General features: G+C 67.1%; 17 protein-coding genes and 1 pseudogene. 8 read left to right on the top strand and 10 right to left on the bottom strand.

The genetic code is table 11. The annotated features are described in order from the left end of the window. Positions 1-171: 171 nt before the first annotated feature. The 3 genes from ABGB16_RS04920 to ABGB16_RS04910 are packed head-to-tail and all read right to left on the bottom strand — an operon-like array spanning position 172 to position 2334. Complete coding sequence (locus tag ABGB16_RS04920) at positions 172-1275, bottom strand: glycosyltransferase family 9 protein (RefSeq protein ID WP_347666739.1); 1104 nt, start codon at positions 1273-1275, stop codon at positions 172-174. A gap of 3 nt (positions 1276-1278) precedes the next feature. Further along, positions 1279-1830: an Hsp20/alpha crystallin family protein gene (locus ABGB16_RS04915; protein ID WP_347666738.1), complete on the bottom strand. Its 552-nt coding sequence runs from the start codon at positions 1828-1830 to the stop codon at positions 1279-1281. Between the two features lie 18 nt (positions 1831-1848). Beyond that, entirely contained in the window at positions 1849-2334 is a 486-nt protein-coding gene (locus ABGB16_RS04910) for a DUF2231 domain-containing protein (protein WP_347666737.1), read from the bottom strand. 163 nt (positions 2335-2497) lie between these two features. Between ABGB16_RS04910 and ABGB16_RS04905 the strand changes: the two genes are divergently transcribed. From ABGB16_RS04905 to ABGB16_RS04890, 4 genes are all read left to right on the top strand, one after another. Beyond that, positions 2498-3115 (top strand): pyridoxamine 5'-phosphate oxidase family protein, encoded by a 618-nt coding sequence (locus tag ABGB16_RS04905; RefSeq protein WP_347666736.1) that lies wholly within the window; start codon positions 2498-2500, stop codon positions 3113-3115. Between the two features lie 118 nt (positions 3116-3233). Further along, positions 3234-3968 carry a hypothetical protein gene (locus ABGB16_RS04900; protein WP_347666735.1) on the top strand — a complete coding sequence of 245 codons (735 nt, stop codon included), beginning with the start codon at positions 3234-3236 and terminating at the stop codon, positions 3966-3968. Positions 3969-4086: 118 nt separating this feature from the next. Then, entirely contained in the window at positions 4087-4572 is a 486-nt protein-coding gene (locus ABGB16_RS04895; protein WP_347666734.1) for a GNAT family N-acetyltransferase, read from the top strand. Between the two features lie 145 nt (positions 4573-4717). Continuing rightward, the gene (locus tag ABGB16_RS04890) at positions 4718-5242 is read left to right on the top strand and encodes an SRPBCC family protein (protein WP_347666733.1); all 525 of its coding nucleotides are present in this window, start codon (positions 4718-4720) and stop codon (positions 5240-5242) included. A gap of 693 nt (positions 5243-5935) precedes the next feature. Here ABGB16_RS04890 and ABGB16_RS04885 read toward each other — a convergent pair. The 5 genes and pseudogenes from ABGB16_RS04885 to ABGB16_RS04865 all read right to left on the bottom strand — a co-directional run. Next, positions 5936-6598 carry a hypothetical protein gene (locus tag ABGB16_RS04885; protein WP_347666732.1) on the bottom strand — a complete coding sequence of 221 codons (663 nt, stop codon included), beginning with the start codon at positions 6596-6598 and terminating at the stop codon, positions 5936-5938. Beyond that, positions 6589-7071 (bottom strand): hypothetical protein, encoded by a 483-nt coding sequence (locus ABGB16_RS04880; RefSeq protein ID WP_347666731.1) that lies wholly within the window; start codon positions 7069-7071, stop codon positions 6589-6591. Before ABGB16_RS04880 ends, ABGB16_RS04885 begins: the two co-directional genes overlap by 10 nt. Positions 7072-7209: 138 nt before the next feature. Next, positions 7210-9720 (bottom strand): DEAD/DEAH box helicase family protein, encoded by a 2511-nt coding sequence (locus ABGB16_RS04875; RefSeq protein ID WP_347666730.1) that lies wholly within the window; start codon positions 9718-9720, stop codon positions 7210-7212. Next, entirely contained in the window at positions 9717-11726 is a 2010-nt protein-coding gene (locus ABGB16_RS04870) for a DNA methyltransferase (protein WP_347666729.1), read from the bottom strand. Before ABGB16_RS04870 ends, ABGB16_RS04875 begins: the two co-directional genes overlap by 4 nt. A 350-nt stretch (positions 11727-12076) precedes the next feature. Next, positions 12077-12354 (bottom strand): annotated as a pseudogene (locus ABGB16_RS04865) (transposase); the annotation flags it as partial. A 420-nt stretch (positions 12355-12774) separates the two neighbouring features. Here ABGB16_RS04865 and ABGB16_RS04860 point away from each other — a divergent pair. Beyond that, on the top strand, positions 12775-14109 hold the full coding sequence (locus ABGB16_RS04860; protein WP_347666728.1) for a transcriptional regulator: 1335 nt from the start codon (positions 12775-12777) through the stop codon (positions 14107-14109). A gap of 22 nt (positions 14110-14131) precedes the next feature. Further along, positions 14132-14506, top strand: a complete 375-nt coding sequence (locus tag ABGB16_RS04855) for a hypothetical protein (RefSeq protein ID WP_347666727.1) — start codon at positions 14132-14134, stop codon at positions 14504-14506. A 199-nt stretch (positions 14507-14705) separates the two neighbouring features. Here ABGB16_RS04855 and ABGB16_RS04850 read toward each other — a convergent pair whose 3' ends face one another. Together ABGB16_RS04850 and ABGB16_RS04845 are read right to left on the bottom strand one after the other, a co-directional pair. Then, complete coding sequence (locus tag ABGB16_RS04850) at positions 14706-14915, bottom strand: DUF397 domain-containing protein (protein ID WP_347666726.1); 210 nt, start codon at positions 14913-14915, stop codon at positions 14706-14708. Then, positions 14912-15787, bottom strand: a complete 876-nt coding sequence (locus ABGB16_RS04845; protein WP_347666725.1) for a helix-turn-helix transcriptional regulator — start codon at positions 15785-15787, stop codon at positions 14912-14914. The genes ABGB16_RS04850 and ABGB16_RS04845 overlap by 4 nt, the downstream gene beginning before the upstream one ends. Before the next feature lie 308 nt (positions 15788-16095). Here ABGB16_RS04845 and ABGB16_RS04840 point away from each other — a divergent pair, with 308 nt between their 5' ends. Continuing rightward, positions 16096-16671, top strand: coding sequence for a hypothetical protein (locus ABGB16_RS04840; protein WP_347666724.1), 576 nt, complete (start codon positions 16096-16098; stop codon positions 16669-16671). Between the two features lie 170 nt (positions 16672-16841). After that, positions 16842-16976: an FxLD family lanthipeptide gene (locus ABGB16_RS04835; RefSeq protein WP_016815038.1), complete on the top strand. Its 135-nt coding sequence runs from the start codon at positions 16842-16844 to the stop codon at positions 16974-16976. The last annotated feature ends 10 nt before the right edge of the window (positions 16977-16986 follow it).

The following is a 16986-nucleotide window of genomic DNA, read 5'->3' as shown; positions in this document are numbered from 1 at the left end:
GCGCCGCAGCCGGCGTGAGGCCGGTCGGACGCGCCGCAGCCGGCGTGAGGCCGGTCGGACGCGCCGCAGCCGGCGTGAGGCCGGTCGGACGCGCCGCAGCCGGCGTGAGGCCGGTCGGACGCGCCGCAGCCGGCGTGAGGCCGGTCGGACGCGCCGCGGCCGGCGTGCGCGTCAGGCCAGCAGCTCGCGGGCCGCCTCGACCACCTCGACCACCGGCACGTCCCCGACGAACGAGTCGCGGTGCGGGCACTCGCCGTCGCCGGGGCGGTGCGGGTAGATCCCCGGGGTGCAGTCGACCCCGCAGACCGGGCAGTGCACCGTCCAGGAGGCGATCGGGCGGTGCCGGCCGCGCAGCGGGTGCCCCGTGTTGATCATGTTGCCGACCCAGAAGATCCCCACGGTGGCCGCGCCGACGGCGGCGGCCAGGTGCAGCGGGCCGGTGTCGTTGGAGACCACCAGCGCGCAGCCCGCGTAGCAGGCGGCCAGCCCGCCGAGGCTGAGCGTGCCGACCTGCGGCCGGACGGGCACCCCGGCCGCCGCGACCACCCGGTTCACCACCTCCCGCTCGGCCGGGGTGCCGGTGACCAGCACCTCGTACCCGTCCCCGACCAGGGCGCGGGCGACCTCGGCGAAGCGCTCGGCCGGCCAGCGCCGCCGGGTGTCGGTGGCCCCGGGGTGCAGCGCCACGCGGGGCCGCGCCGGCTCGCCGAGCACCCGTGCCGCCTCGGCCCGGTCGGCGTCGGTGACCGCCAGCGTGGGGACGATCGTCGTGGCGGGCGCCCCGATCAGGCCGGCCACCTCCAGGTAGCGCAGCACCTCGTGCTGGTAGTAGACGTACCGGGTCCAGCGGTCCAGCGGCGGCGCGTCCTCGGCCCGCAGCCCGGCGGTGACGCGGGCGCCCAGGCGCGCCACGAGGGGGTTGGAGTTGCCGCCGCCGCCGTGCAGTTGCAGCGCCACGTCGAAGCGTTCCTCGCGGGCGGCCGCCAGGAACGCCACCATCGGTCGCTCGGGCTCCCCCGGGTCGGGCCCCCGGATGCCGGGCGCCGGCGGCACCACCAGCACGCGGTCCACCGGGCCGGGCCGGTCGCGCCAGAGCTTCGCGTGCCACGGCGCGCCGAGCAGCACGATCTCCGCCCCCGGGTACGCGGCGCGCAGCGCGTCCAGCGCGGGCAGGACGAAGATGAAGTCGCCGAGCGCGTTGGCGCGCAGCACGGCGATGCGCGCGACCTCGGGCACGCGTTCGCCGACCGGGCCGAGCGGGGACGCGACGGCCACGCGCTACGGCCGGTCGATCTCGCGGGCGGCCGTGTCCGGGCGGTGCAGTTCCCGGTCGGCGGCCGGATCGGCGGGGCTGGTGGTGCCGGCCGCCGTCCGGTGGCCGGCGCGGCCGATGGTGATGGTGCGGGGCGCGGGGCGGGCCGCCCGGGGCAGCCAGACGCGGAGCAGTCCGTGGTCCATCACCGCGTCGACGCGCTCGGGGTCCACCCGCGACGGCAGGTCGATCCGGTACTCGAAGCCGCGGGTGGTGAAGCCGCCGGGAATGCCCTGGTCCGCGTTGACCTCCGCCTCCGAGCGGGCCCGGACGCACAGCTCACGCTCCTCCAGCTCGACGGCCACCTCCTCCGGGGCGACGCCGGGCAGCCGTACGATCGCCTCCCAGCCCTCGACGGTCTCCGTCAGCTCCACCTCGGGCGGGCCGGGCCGGCCGCCGCCGACCAGCCGGCTCAGCTCGGACCGCAGCGAGTGCAGCTCACCCATCGGGTCCCAGCCCTGCTGCCGCCCGCGCCAGGCCCGGCCGAGGCCGCCGCCACCGCTGGACTGTTCGCTCATTCGCACGTCTCCCATCCGTCAGCGGGCCGCCGGGGGCCGCAGTGAACTGGGCGCGTCGAGGTTGGCCTCCCGGTCGACGCCGACGCCGAGCCGGTCGACCAGTTCCCCGCCGAGCCAGGCGCTCGCGCCGAGGATGGCCAGGGCGACCACCTCGATCGCGATCAGCGCGCCGCCGGCCGTCCGGTACTCGGAGTTGAGCCGAACCACCCACACGGCGGCGAAGAGCAGGACCACCGCCAGGTTCGCGGCGGCGTGGCTGAGCCCCACCCGCTTGGCACGTGTCCCGGTGGGGATGGCGAGCAGGTCGAACGCCCCGGCCGCCGCGGCCAGCAGGCCGCCGATCAGGCCGACCAGAATGTTCCAGTACGCCACCTCGCCGAGGAACTTCGGGCCACCGAGGGCATCGATGACGTCGAAGATCACCGCGGTGACCAGCAGACCGACGGGGAACGGGATCAGCATCGGGTGCACGGGGTGACCGAGCACCTTGAGTCGGCTCTCCATCGCGACCTCCATTGGTCGGTTCTCCGACGCGCCGGTCGAGGCGGTACCCGGCGCACCGGTGGACAAACCTCGCGCGCGACGCGCTCGCCTAGGCTGGGCGGACGCGGCCTACTGCGTCGGCGCCGCAGGCCGCCACCGAGGTCAACGGTCGGGGGAGGATGACGTGACGGTGGAGATCACCTCGCACGAGGAGCTGCGCGAGCTGCTGGGGATGCCGACGGCCCGCGCGGCGAACAAGGAGCGGACGGCCCTGCACGAGTTGGACCGGCAGTGGCTGGCGGCCTCGCCGTTCTGCCTGATCGCTACGGCCGGCGCGGACGGCACCTGCGACGTCTCCCCGAAGGGCGACCCGCCGGGCTTCACCCTGGTCCTGGACGACCGGACCATCGCGATCCCCGAGCGCCCCGGCAACCGGCGGGCGGACGGCTACCGCAACATCCTCGACAACCCGCACGTCGGCCTGATCTACCTGGTCCCGGGCCGGACGGACACCCTGCGAATCACCGGCCGGGCCCGCCTGGTGCGGGACGCGCCCTACTTCGACGACATGGTGGTCCAGGGTCACCGCCCGGTGCTCGCGATCGTCGTCGAGATCGAGCAGGTCTTCTACCACTGCGCCAAGGCGTTCCTGCGCTCGCAGCTGTGGCAGCCGGAGACCTGGCGGCCGGACGTCCTGCCGTCCCGGGCGCGGCTGGTCAAGACGGTGGAGGCGCCGCCGGAGAGCCTGGCGGAGCTGGAGCGCCACTACGGCCCGCGGTACGTCGAGTCCATCTATACCTGATTCCACCTGCTGAGGCGGCTGCCGCGGCGGACGTTTGGGTCGGCGGCTCAGGGTACTGATACCGGCGACGGCCCAGAGCTGAAGCCGGAAACCCGGGTCGAGGAAGGATGGACGTTCGATGCCCACGCAGAACAGCTCGGGGCGCGGCGGCGGATCGACCGCGACCACGAACCCGCCGGGCAACCAGACCCCGAACACCCCCGACGTCAACGAGAGCGAGATCGCCCGCCTCAAGGTAGACCAACTCCGCGACCGGCTGCGCCGGCGCGGCATCACCGGCACCGCCGACATGCACAAGGACGAGCTGGTCAAGGCCCTGGTCAAGGCGATGCGCGACCGCACCCCCGCCAAGGGCGACTCGGCCAAGCGGTCCGCCGCCGGCTCGGCGAAGAAGTCCGCCAGCGGCTCGGCGAAGGGCTCGACGGGCGCCGGCTCGGCGAAGGCGTCGACCGGCGGCGCTTCGAAGGCGTCCGCCGACGGTGGCGTCCGCACGGGCAGCCACAGCTCCCGGTCGCTGAGGTACTCCCAGGAGGTCACCTCCGTCGACGACGAGCCGGAGCGCCCGGGGCGGAGCCTGGTCACCACCGACCACGAGGTGATCCGGCGGTGGGCCGAGGCGCGCGGGGCCGTGCCGGCCACCGTGGACGGCACCGAGCACGACGGGCACCCCGGGGTGCTGCGCCTCGACTTCCCGGCGGGCGGCCGCGAGGACCGGCTGCGTGAGATCAGCTGGCAGGAGTGGCTCGACACCTTCGACCGCCGCCGGCTGAACTTCATCTACCAGGAGCAGCGCTCCGACGGGCGGCAGAGCAACTTCTTCCGGCTGGAGAACCCGGACCGCGAGGACGGCTGAGCGCGCTCGGACCACCCAGCGGAGGCCCGGGTCGGCGCGTCGGCCCGGGCCGCTCGTCGTCTTCCACGGCCGGAAAACGGCTCGGCGCGGCCCGGCCGCCCCTGCTAGCGTCCGCCCCGTGCTGATCCGGGAGTTCACCGAGGCCGACTGGGCCCAGGTCTGGCCGATCATCAGCGAGGTGGTCCGGGCCGAGGAGACCTTCCCGTACGACCCGGCGATGACCGCCGAGCAGGCGTACGGGATGTGGGTGGAACGCCCGCCCGGGCGGACCGTCGTGGCGGTCGAGGGCGACCGGGTCCTCGGCACGGCCAAGATGGGCACCAACCGGCCCGGTCCCGGCTCGCACGTCTCCACGGCGAGTTTCATGGTCGCGGCGGACGCGCGCGGGCGCGGGGTCGGCACGGCCCTGTGCCGGGACGCGCTGGACTGGGCGCGCGGGCGCGGCTACGCCGGGATGCAGTTCAACGCGGTGGTCGAGACGAACCACGCGGCGGTGGAGCTGTACCGGCGGCACGGGTTCGAGATCGTCGGCACGGTGCCCGGGGCGTTCGCCCACCCGACCCGGGGACGGGTCGGGCTGCACGTCATGTACCGCGCCTTCTGACCGCCCCGCCACGCCACCGACACCGTCGGTGTGACCGGCGTCCCTGTTGGACCTGTTTGGGGCCACCGGGCCCGGGTAGGACTCCCGGTGGACGCGAAAGCGTTCCCGAACGAGAACACCAAGACCGAAACCCGAAGGAGTGATCATGACTACCAGGGTCGAGAAGTCCGTCGAGGTGAACGTTCCGGTCAGCACCGCGTACAACCAGTGGACGCAGTTCGAGGAGTTCCCGAGGTTCATGGGCGGCGTCAAGGAGGTGCGCCAGCTCGATGACCGGCGCATGCACTGGGTCGCCGAGATCGGTGGCGTGAAGCGCGAGTGGGACGCCAAGATCCTCGAGCAGGTTCCGGACCGCAAGGTGGCCTGGGCGGCCACGGAGGGCGCGACCAACGCGGGCGCCGTCCACTTCCACCCCGTGGCCACCGACCGCACGATGGTGAAGCTCTCCCTCGAGTACGAGCCCGAGGGCCTGGTCGAGCAGGCCGGTGACAAGCTGCACATCGTCGAGAAGCAGGCCGAGCGGGACCTGGAGAAGTTCAAGTCGTACATCGAGAACCGGGGCGTCGAGACGGGCGCCTGGCGGGGCTCGATCGACGAGGGCCGCCGGCTCGGCACCCCCGGTGCCGAGTACGCCGCCGGCACGGTCGGCGACAGCGGTCGCCTGAGCTGACCTACGTCCACCCGGGGAGGCCCGGACCGCTCCGCGGTCCGGGCCTCCCCGTGCGCGGGCCAGGAACGGCCCTATGCCTGTGGCACACCCCTCGCACGGCAGCCGGGCGGCGCCCCGGTCAGGGGCTCGCGCGGCAGTAGGGTTGCCGGCGGCGGGTGCCACCCGCCCTGTCCATCGATCGAACGGGGCGACGCCGTGGGTGAGACCGCGATCCGGCTGCGGCCGGTGGTCGAGGAGGATCTGGCCATGTTCCGCCGGTTCGCGGAACAACGAACGGCAACCTGCTGACTGTGGAGCCCAGCTTACCGTTGTATGAGCATTTGAACGGCGCCCCGGCACGATGCCGGGGCGCCGTTCGCGCCTACTCGAACATCCGGTCGCTGCCCGATTGTGGTGCTGCCCAGGTGGACACCGTCCCCGTCAACATCTCAATCGACGAGCCACTGGATGAGGACGACGCGGCGTCGTACCGGTGCCCTAGAACGCCGCCATGGCCGACCGCATCTACGGCGACATCCCAGTTTCCCTGCAGGCACGACGTTCGCCAGCCGGGCAGCTCTGACACCCATCGAAGATTCACCGGCCGCTCCAGGGCGGGATCTGTGATGGGACCGACGGCGCGGAGTCGATCTTCATCTCCGGCGGCTACGTTGATGTGAGGACTACGGTGACGAGCTCTGGAAATTCGACACCCTACGTACGATTGATCCAGTTTTTGATCTTCTGGGTGATATGGCCACGCAACAGATCAGCTGGGGGAGTACCTGGAATCAGCTCGTCGAAACATTCGCCCGGGTGCTTGGCGAGCAGCGGCATGATGTTGCTGCCTCCAGGTGCGGGGAAGGCGAGTGTGCACTTGCCCGGTCCCATCTCGGAGGCAAGGCCGATGAATTCCCTACCAACTCGTAGCCTCGGCGATGCCGAGTAGTGTTTTGCCTCCACCGCCGCAACGAGGTTACGACTGCGCGGGTGCACAGATCCGACGCGGCTACGTTCAGCTTCCTCCTGATCCAGAACCGCCACGTCGCACTCATGCAGGACGCCGGACTTCCCGGCGACATAGACGCCCAAGTGAATTTCCACCTGCCGTCCTCCCGAGAACGATGCCAGCACGTACGTGAAACTTCCGGCGTACAGGTTGCCGGGCTGCGTGCGGAAGACGGCGCTGCTGGCCGCCGAGACGCCGTCGTTGGTGATCAGGCAGTCACCTCCAGCAGCCTCAGCGGCCTCCGTTGCGACGGCGAGCAGGGCTGCCTCGTACAGATCAGCTTCCCTTGCCGCGTCCGTGTATACCGTACGCAGCGCGCCTATCGCCTCCTCGATTGCGGCGATAAGTTCCTCTTTGGTCAGTGCCATGAACTGACCTCCTCACGAGCCGGCTCGATAAGGCTCTTCACGCGGCCGAACATCACCTCTGCTCGTCCGGATTCACCCTCGACTTGCAGACTGCTTGGTTCAGCCGTTTGCGTCTCGTCCGGCTGGGCGAAGGTAACGTGACCGCTCTGGATGCCATGATCGACAAGCAAGCTGAGCAACGCCCGCCGGTTCGCTGTCAAGCTGTGCGCCAGCGTGAGGAGTGTGTCGCAGAGTATGGCAAGGCTCTCGTCGTCGGTGTACGGCACTTCTGCAAGCTCGTCCTTGCCGATGCGCCCGAGGCGCTGCGCCGTGAGGGCATCTTGCCGATCCTGCCGGATACTCTCGGGCAGCTTCGACCCCTTCACCATGCGCCCCCGGGTAATCTCCTCCCGGATCTGCGCTGCGATGTCCGGTAGCTCTCGGTCAAGGGTCCTCAAAATCTCGTCGACGACCTCGGCACTCCCCTGCACCACGACCTGCTCCCTTCCGCCCGTCAGTCCGGCTCCGCCGGCGCTCGGCCTTACCGATATCGCATGTTGCTCGGGGGCGTGCCATAAGCTGAGCCCTCTGGTCCACGGCCATAAATTGTGGGCTTGGCATCTGGGCGTTACTTATCGCGCGCCAAAGGCCTTCATCTGCTTCCAGTCAAGTCCGGCGTCGTTGACGTCATCTTCGGTCAGGAGGATGTAGTGCCACTTGCCGTCAACCTTGCCGCTGTTGTTGACTGTGTTGGCCCAGGTCTTGGCGGCCTTCGCCTTGGCACGGACGTCTTCGGCGTGGGCTTCCTTGTTCATCTTGGTCTCAATGAGCCAGCACGTTCGTTGCCCGTCGACCTCCTCGATTGCGACGAGGTCGGGGTTGTACTCCCGGCCCTCCTGCGTCCACGTGATCGGCAGGTCTTTAATGTGGAGACGTGCCCATACAATGACGCTGGGGGCCTCGTCGAGGGCTTGGGCGGCCTTGTACTCAGGTGAAGTATCGAACCAGGCGTACTCGTAGAGGCACTTTGTCCAACCGTTGTAGGCAACGGACTTCGAGTGCGGTTCGGAATGCCCGCCAAGGTGTTCCTTGGTGGTCTGGCGTTCTTTCTGCAGCCTCTGGAATCTCACCTCATCAGAGAACACGATGTCCTGGCTGGCGACTTTCCTCAGTTGGTCCGTAACCAGGTTGGTGAGCCTGCGGGCCGCGCGCTCCCAGAACGCGGAAAGGTATTTTTGGGCGCCAGTTCCCATACCTTCGATGAGCAGATCGGCGAGACGTTGTGCAGCGCGTGCCTCTCCTGCTTCCGGGCGGACGCTGGGGGCGCGCATGATGGCTTTCACGAGACCACCACGAGAGGTTTCGAGGGGGATGCCAAGGGCAAGGGCTTCGACCCTTGCCTCGGCTTGTACGCCGCGGATCGTGCCGCCTTCATCAGGCCGTAGCAGTGTCCGGCGCAATTCGGTGTCAGCCTCGGTCGCGAGTGCCTTGCCGAGCGCGGTGAAGGGTGCGTCGTCATGGATCTGATTGAGGGAGATCACCGCTTTGGAGGGAACCTTCTGCGTGTACGGAATAGAAATCTCCGCGCGGTCCAGGAGCGGGTAGTGCTTCCGCACCTTGGACTCGGTCTCCTCTGCCGCCTCCTTGGCCTTGCCGAGCAGGTTTTCTAGGTCGACGATTCCACCCGCTGGCGCAAACTCGGCCGCGAGTGAGCCGGACGTCGGCGCACCGGTCTGCTCGTCGGCGTACGCTGCGTCGCCGGCAGTAGTATCGCCAGAGGAAATGACGTCGGCCTCTTCGTCGACGACCTTCCTGCGAGCGACAAGCTTGCCGTCCGCGGTGCGGCGGATCTCGGCGAGTACAGCGTGGTCAATGAACTTCTCGTTAAGCGCCTGCCGCTTGGCCAGCAGGGCCTCGTACCGCTCATGGGCGAGCACCTCGACAGTGTCGAGCATCTCGACGCCGGTGTACTCCCCGAACGGGAGGCGCATACCCCGCCCGAGGGTCTGCTCAGTCAGCACCGAGGACACGCTGGCGCGCATGGAGGCAATGACGTAGACGTTCTTGACGTCCCAGCCTTCCTTAAGCATGCCAACGCTGATGATGATCCGCACGGGTGAATTCGGGGCTTCTACATCCTCCAGCGCGGCCAGGGCCTCTTCCTTGTCGTCACCCTTCAGGTTCGAGTGGACGAGCAGCGTGCGGCCGATCCAGGCGCCGTTGTCGAACGACTCACTGTCAAACAACTCCTGGTAACGGTCGGCTTCGGCGGTGTCTTGAGCGATGACAAGCATGACCGGGTTGATGCGCGGAATGCCTTCTTCGTCGCACCGCGCGTGGGCGAGCCGCTCCTTGTAGCGGAGCAGAGTAACTCCGTCGAGGAGTTTGGTGTGGTCGTCCTTCCGGTCGTCCTTGCGTGCAACGAGGACGGGCGTCTTGACTAGTTGGTCTTTGATCGCGCGAGCCAAGGGGTAGCGGTAGATAACAAGGTTCTCATCCGCCTTCGCAGGGGTTGCCGTCAGGCCGACGACGAGCTCGGGTCGCAGGTCGGTGATGGTCTTCGAGAACGCTGGGCCGCGGTAGCAATGGTGCTCGTCGGCGAGGATAACCAGGTCGTCGATGCTACTGAGCCAGTTGAATAGGGAGCCACCGAGCCACTCTTGGTACTCGTGAGTGGCGCGCCCTTCACCGGTCTTCGAAGTGAGGGCTTGGACAGTAAAAATAAACAGTTTCGTGCGGCTGCTGTCCTCCATCACCTTGCGCGTTGCCGGGCTCTGGAAGTTGTCGGCCGTGATGACAAAGGGCTCAGATTCCATCGCGCCAGCCAGGGACTTGCGGTGGCCCGGGCTGAAGTTTTTAATGCTCTTGTCGCGGATCGTGCGGCCTGGGGCGAGGAGCAGGAAGTTACGAGCGGGTGTCTCAATCCCGGCAAAGTACTCGATGAGGCCGGCCATGACATAGGTCTTGCCAACCCCGGTGGCGGAGTCGACGACGCAATCGAATGGTGCGGCCTTCGCATCGACATCAAAGTGCATTGAAGTCATCGCCGCGACACTCTCGACCGCTGCCCGGTTGGGCTCGCGCAATTCGAGTCGGTGGGCAATCTCGGCGAGGAGATCGTTGTTGATGTTAATGCCGCTCATGAGTCGGCTCCCTCCGGTTCCTGAGTGCGGCGGTTGAAGGGAGAGGTGTTGGCAGCCCGTCGCCGGTAGGTATCGAGCACGGCCTCTGGGATCTTCGTCAGCCGTGACCCCTTCCGCGACTTGCGGAGCGCCTCTTCGGCGTCTAGGTCGATTTGCGTCGCCCAGACTTCAACGATCTCTTTCTCGGGGAGTTGGTCAAGAATCGCCTCCACCGTGCCGTGCCCTACCAGGCCGTCCAGGATTACGTAGCGAACCCGACCGCGCTTGCCGGCGAAGATCCCGTCAGGTCGGTAACGAACGCCGAGCTGGGCGCACATTGCCTGCGCGAGGTCGCCTTGGGTGGCCCACTCAGCGAGAACGACGATGTCGGCAATGCTCTCGAACATCGATGGGCCGATTTCGTGATGCGAAAATCCTCCACCACCGTGCCAGATGGTTGCGGTCTGGTTCTTGGTCTTTGTGGCGCCCCGAAGGGCTTTGATCGCTTCCCTATCGAGGTCGACACCTTTCACGACCTTGCTCAGGAGGCGGTTGAACTCCTGCGCCTCATCTGGCGTCATATCTGCCGGTAGGTCTGCGTCTGCCACACGCTCGGTCAACGTCGTGATCCCGCCTGGCTCCTCGCCTCTCACGACCCGTGCTAGCCGTGGTTTCGTGTAAGTAGCGACCGTGGCTGAGAGAAGCTCGACGGTCACCCAACGGCGCCCCATCTTGTGTGCGACTGCCGCGGTTGTTCCGGAGCCGCCGTAACAGTCGAGCACGATGTCGCCCGGATTCGAGCCGATGTGGATGACCCGCTGGAGCAATTCCTCTGGCTTCGGCGTGGCGAAGGCGTGGAGGTCCGGGAACAAGTCGCGTACTTGGTTCTTGCCGCGCAGCGAGCCACCGACGTCCGATGCGAACCATAGTGTTTCCGGGACGCGGCCCTCGTCGGCCAGGTGCTTCTTGCGCTGGATGCGCTCCTTGTCGAGATCAAGGAAGACCAACTCGGGCCAGTTTCCCGCCTCGTGCCTGGCGCGTGCTGCTTTTGCTGCGGCCTCCAAGGGCTCCGCAAGCATGATGGCCGGGACACCTGGTTTTACTCGATCCGGGGTGGTGCCGCAAATGGTGGCTCGGCGAGCCTCGTCACCGATGTCGCGCAGCTCGTACTTGGCGTACTCGTTCATCTGCTCAAGGAACCAAGACTGCGCCTTCCCCCAGCAACGACCGGGGGTCGGGTACATCAGCCCGCCGGTGACTGGGTGCTGGATGCCATAAACCATCGGGTGGTTGGTAGCAGCCTTCCCTGCCGTTGCGTCGCCGTCGCGCCACGGCACCGGGTCACCATCTCGGGAACGGTAGCGCGATGTATTCGAGGATGCGAGCCGCTTCAATCGGTTCGGGACCCAGCGATCGGTCTTGCGGTACACCAACAGGCTGTCATGCGAGACCGAAAAGCCCGTGGTGTCGTTCCGCGGCGATGTGGCCTTCTGCCACACGACCTCTGCAAGGAAGTTCTCAGCACCGAGTTCTTCGTCCAGCACCGAACGGCAGCGGTGTACCTCGGCGTCGTCAAGATGTACCCACACCGAACCATCGTCAGACAGGAGCGGCTTGATCTGCCTCAACCGGTCCCGAAGCATCGTGAGCCAGACGGAATGCTCGATGTTGTCGTCGTAGTTGGCGAACGCCTGCCTCGTATTGAACGGAGGATCGATGTACACCAACTTCACCTTGCCAAGGTAGCGCTCCGCGTACTCGGGGACTTTGTTGAGAATGTCCAGAGCATGCATGGCGTCGCCCGAAATGAGCAGATTTTCGGTGGTGGGCTCGGGTAGCCCATCGGGCCGACCCTCGCGGGGCTGCGCTTCGATGCGCTCCACTTCATGCAAAAGCCGAACCTCTGAAACGCGGTAGTCGGCGCGATCGACAAACGTGTAGTCGTACTTGCCGTCCCCCGTGGATAGGAGCGCCTTGTCCTTATTCGTCCAGGTAAGTTCGAGCCCCCCGGTGTACCCCGCCGCCATGCAAAGTCCCGTCTGTTACGTTTCTAATCTCCTGGCACCAAGCTTGCCCGAACAGGAGCGATGATCTGAACCTGTGGTGGGTCGTTGAGCCTGGTCCTCAAGCGGCGCGCCGTCCTAAGGGTGATCTCGGCCTCTGCGTCGTTCCGATCAGGACCGGCGTTGACACCCCGGTTTGGGACGGCACGCCGTGCTTAAGATAGTCCAGGAAGGCTCCACGCCCAACCCCGACAGTGCAGTCCCATAAACCGGTCAGGGCTGTCGTTACTGACCGGTGTCGAGGTCGAGCCGGGCGGAGTAACCCATCAGTCGCTCGGCGAGCCGGGCAGTGTGTCGCCGCAAGAATCCGCGTCAAGTCGCTCCAGGGCGGGGTGGACCTGGACCTGGGTGAGCAGGCCCCGGACGCGGTTGGACACGCGGGTGGGTTCGCCGGCGAGGTCGTCGTCGAAGCCGACGAGGACTTCTAGCTCAGCCAACGTGTCGTCCCCGGTGTCGACCCGCCGTAGCATGTGCGGCAACGTGGGGGCCCCGTCGACGATGACATTGGTGTCCCAGGCGTCGGTCTTTCGCCGCGCCCGGGGTGCAGGTCAGCGATGCGTCGCATCGCCAGTCCGGGCAGGCATGCCCCCATAACGACAGGCCCGAGCGACCGCGAGCGGCAGGGTGCGCCCCAATGCGCAGCAGGCACTTCGGAAGACCCGCTTGCACAGGTCTTGTGGAACGATCTTCCGCCCCACCAGCCACCGTTCGAGACCAGCCTGACGTTCCGTTGGTAGTCCGTCTTGTGATCAGGTAGTTACGCTGGCATGCTGGCGTGGCATTCCGGCAAACCGGACCGTCGGGCCGCCTCGTTTGGCAGAACGGAGGCCGAGGTCCAGCAGACCAGGGATGAGGGTGGCAGCAATCTTGCAGGGCCGCCCGACAGGAATACCAGCGAGTTTCGACGGGCGGTGATCGGTTGGCACCGAAGTCGGGTGCGCCAGATGGCCCGAACACCCTGCTCAGCGACGCCCGCCGCCGACTTTTGTCCCCGAGCGGTTCAGGCCGACGGATGTCCCGGCAGGAGGTCGCCGAGGCGGTCAACAACTACCTGTGGGGCACCTACGGCACGAGAACCAGCATGGACGCCAACCACGTTGGAAAGCTTGAGCGAGGAGAACATCGCTGGCCCAAGCCCACAACCCGGGAGGCATTTCGGGCGGTGCTGAAGGCATCGCGGGACGCCGACCTGGGCTTCTACATCACCCGTGGCCAACGCCATACTGACCCCGTTGCCCACCGGGTGCTCCCGGGTGAGCCGCTCGCTGCCAAGGATGATCACCCTGGCGAGTCGCCGACCGGCAGGCAGATCACGGACACTGGCGACATGAACCGCCGGGAGTTGCTACGCCTGCTGAGCCTGACAGGTGCGCTGTTGGCCGCGCCCGTCCCGGGCAGCCAGCTCGACTTGGCGCGCATCGAATCCTCCAGTGACGGGAAGAGGCGACTAGACCCAGCGACCCTCGACGAGTACGAGGGGCTGAACGCCCAGCTGTGGGCGGCCTTCGGCTCGGCCGAGTCCAAGGCAGCAGTATCACCGCTGGTCAACCGTCAGCTGACCACACTCACGGCCAACCTACGTCGCTCCCACACGACACTCGTGCACCGCAGGCTCTGCGGGGTCACCGCCGACCTGCTCCAGCTCGCCGGCGAGGTCGCCTTCGACGCGAACGCGTACAGCGAGGCCGCGCACTGCTACACCCTGGCAGCGACCGCGGCCCGAGAAGCCGCTGCCTACGACCTCTGGGCGTGCGCGATGATCCGTCACGCCTTCATCAGCGTCTACGAGCGCGACTTTCGGCACGCCGCACCGATGCTGGACGTTGCCGCCGGCCTGGCTCAGAACGGCAACAGCGCGCTGTCGACCCGGCACTGGGCACACACTGTGCGGGCACAGGCTCTCGCGGGCCTCGGCGACCTCAGCGGATGCCGGCGGGCGCTCGACCAAGCCGAAGAGGTCAACCACCTGCACGGCCAGGTACACAACGGCGGATGGTTGCGCTTCAACGGCTCCCGGCTCGCCGAGGAACGTGGAGCCTGCTACGTCGAGTTGAGGCGCCCAGACCTGGCCGAACCGGTGCTGTCCGGTGCTCTGTCGCAAAGCCTCTCCACGCGACGACGCGGAACCGTTCTGACGGACCTCGCCTTGGTCGGAGTTCACCGTAGCGACGTACACCAGATCGTGCTCTACGGCAGCGCCGCTCTCGATACAGCCCGCCAAAGTAGCTCGGGCGTGGTCAGCTCCAAACTCAACCGACTACACCACCAGTTGCAGCCGTTCCTTGCTGACACTCACGTGCGGCATCTCAACAGCCAGATCAATGCCCTGATAAGGGCAGGGAGCTGACACGATCAGAGGGAGGACCAGCGTGCAGATCGAAGAATCGGGGCGCGTATTCCGCGAGGCATGGATCGCGGGAGTCCGTAAGCACTACCCTGGCGAACCCAAACCGGGCTATGTCACCCCCTGGGACGATACGCCCGGATGGGAAAGGGAAAGTGCCGCCGCAGTGTATGAGCAGGTCCGCCAGTTCATCGAGGCAGCCGACGGCGCAACGGCAAAGCTGACCCGTGAACAGAAAGGACGCTTCGTTGCCCTGTGCTGGGTTGCGCAGATATTCAAACACTTTCCGAACCCGAAGGCTTCCTACGTGGCCGACTGGTCAGACATGCCGGAGTGGCAGCAAGAGACGGACGCGGACATCTTCGAACACATCGAGCAGACACTCGCCTCGATCCGCTGAACGGAGGACAAGTCGACAGTAGCGTGCAGCTCCCACTCATGCTCGCATCGCCGTCCGGCCCCCTTCTGAGCCGGCGCGAGATTGGCGGGCAGGGCACTACGCCGACCAGCATGATCTGCGCGTGCAAGCGGTGACACTCATGTCGGCTGAGGTCGTCGCGGCGCGCCCGGGAGGCCGGGCGCGCCGACGAGGCAGCAGCTCAGTATGCGTCAAACTCACCGTCACGGATGCCGTCGGTGAACGCCGTCCACTCACCCCGGGTGAACCCCAGCACTGGTCCCGTCCGGTCCTTCGAGTCCCGCATGCCCACGGTGCCGTCGAGCGCGAAGGCGACCTCGATGCAGTTGTCGCCACCGCCGGAGCGGCTGGACTTCCGCCAGTTGGTGAACTTCTCGGGGTGCATGGTCATCTCCTGGTGTAGTCGGGCAGTTCCTCCGCCACGCTGGCGAGGAAGTCGAGGCTGTCGGCGGGGCTGAGGGCCGCGGAACGCAGGCGCTCGTACAAGGAGGCGTAGTTGGCAACCTCGTCCGGGTCGGTGAGGACGAGGTCGCTGGTGATGGTGTCGACCGCGACGACCACCGGATCGCTCGGGTCGGGGTATCGGTAGCTGAAGTACGACGATCGGGGTACCGCGTTGCCGGCGATTCGCGCGGTCAGCCGCAATACCCGGATCGTGGTCTTCTGCTTCTCGTGACCGACGTTGATCAGGTGGTCAAGCTGCGCGCGGACGATCTCCGGCGGTGCGGCGTGCCGACGGATTGCGAGCTCATCAATGATCACTTCGTAGGTGGGTCCGCCGGGTCTGTCAAGGACCCGTTGCCGGGCAGCTCGAGCTTCCAGCGCTCGCGCAACTGTGAACCTGCGGGGGTAGGCAGCGCGATCTGCCACCGCGCGTACCTCGGTGTACGCCGCGATCTGCAACAAGCCCGGCAGCAGGGTGATGTGGTACTCGGCGATGTGCTCTGCACCGGCTTCCAGGTCCGCGTAGAGGGCCTGGCGTGGTCCCATCTCGACGCGGAACTTCTCCCACCAGCCGTTCTCCTGGGACTCGCGAGCGATGGCCATGATCTCTTCCCACCGCTGCTCGTCAACCCGAAAGTGGTCGAGGATTCGCATGATCTCGTCTTGATCTGGTCGGACTCTCGCGTTTTCCAAACGGCTCAGCTTCTGCTTGGCGATCTTTGTCTCTTTGCAAAGCCGCTCAGCGGAGTAGCCGTGTTCCTCCCGTAGCCGCACGAGTTCGGTAGCGAGCCGGCGACGACGCACATATGGACTGATCAACGACACCCCCGGCGAGAGACGCGAATAGCCCCGGCGATCCATCCCGCCTGGACGCCGGCGACGAGAGCGTAACGCCTATTTTGCCGATCACCGCCAGCGCCGATCATGCTTTCCGCAAGGAAACCACTGGTCAAGCGCGCGGCGACCGGTAAGTCTCCCCCTAACTTTCCCCATTGGCCGGTGTTCCCGGGGCTACGCAAGAACCGCGATCGTGGAATCACCACAAGCGATGTGTCTACGGCTTGAGTGGGGTCACGCGGCGACAGGTTCGCGGCGGACTCCCACGTCCGAGGTGCGGGAGGAGCGGCATGGACGCCACGAGCGCAACGCTGATCGCCATCAACGCTACCGGGGCCTGCGGCGGCATCGAAGGGGTGCGGCCGGCTCCAGGCAGTGGTCAAAGCGCAGGTGCCACGGCGGGCGTGCTCGTGTCGAGTCTGCATAGCTCGCGCCTGGTCAACCTTGCTATCGACGTCTACCGGACGCATCCGGCGGTGCCGCAAGGGTGCGGGTGCGGCCGACCGGAATGTCGATCTCGGCTACACGCCATGAAGATCTTCGCCGCGATGGTGGGGGGCACGAATCTACCCGACCATCTCTACCCATTGTGGGGATTGCTGGTCTGTAAGGGGTGCGGCCTGCCGCTCTGCCCGCTCGAATCCGCCGATGGACGGCGCCGCTACCGCTCACCGTGCGGATGCCGGATGAATCTGGTCGAGGCAGCTACCGCTGAGCGGCTGACCTATGAGGCCCTCGACAGTCGCGGTCTCGCTCCCGCCGATGGGGTTCCCGAGTCCGCGTGGGGTGCACTCTTCGCCCGAGAGTTGGCCTACGTCCGTGTCGGCGCTGCGCCGGAAGATCTGATGCTCGTCCGGCGTACCTGAGGCTCCTGCCCGCTGTCACTGCCGGGGAGGGCGTGGCGGCGGGCAGGCCGAACGTAGCGAGTTCTCCTTGGACGCCGTTCCAGAAAAGGCGGATCGATCCGCCAGCCAACGTGCCGGTAGCTGCGGGGGCTACCTGCCCACCCATCATCCCAGTCCCATTGGAGGTTGCAATGAACAGCCTGCTCGCCGTCAGCAACGACCCGTTCGAGCTCGACGTGCAGATCGTCACGGAGGGTCCGGTCGCCGCCGCCCTGCTGGCCGACACGGACGACGGCTGCGACACCGTGAAGGGCAGCGACTGCTGACCGAACACCC

Origin of the sequence: Micromonospora sp. B11E3 (assembly GCF_039871625.1) — a bacterium.
Classification (GTDB): Bacteria; Actinomycetota; Actinomycetes; order Mycobacteriales; family Micromonosporaceae; genus Micromonospora.
Note: the sequence above shows the minus strand (reverse complement) of the source record. Positions and strands in the feature narration are given on the sequence as shown.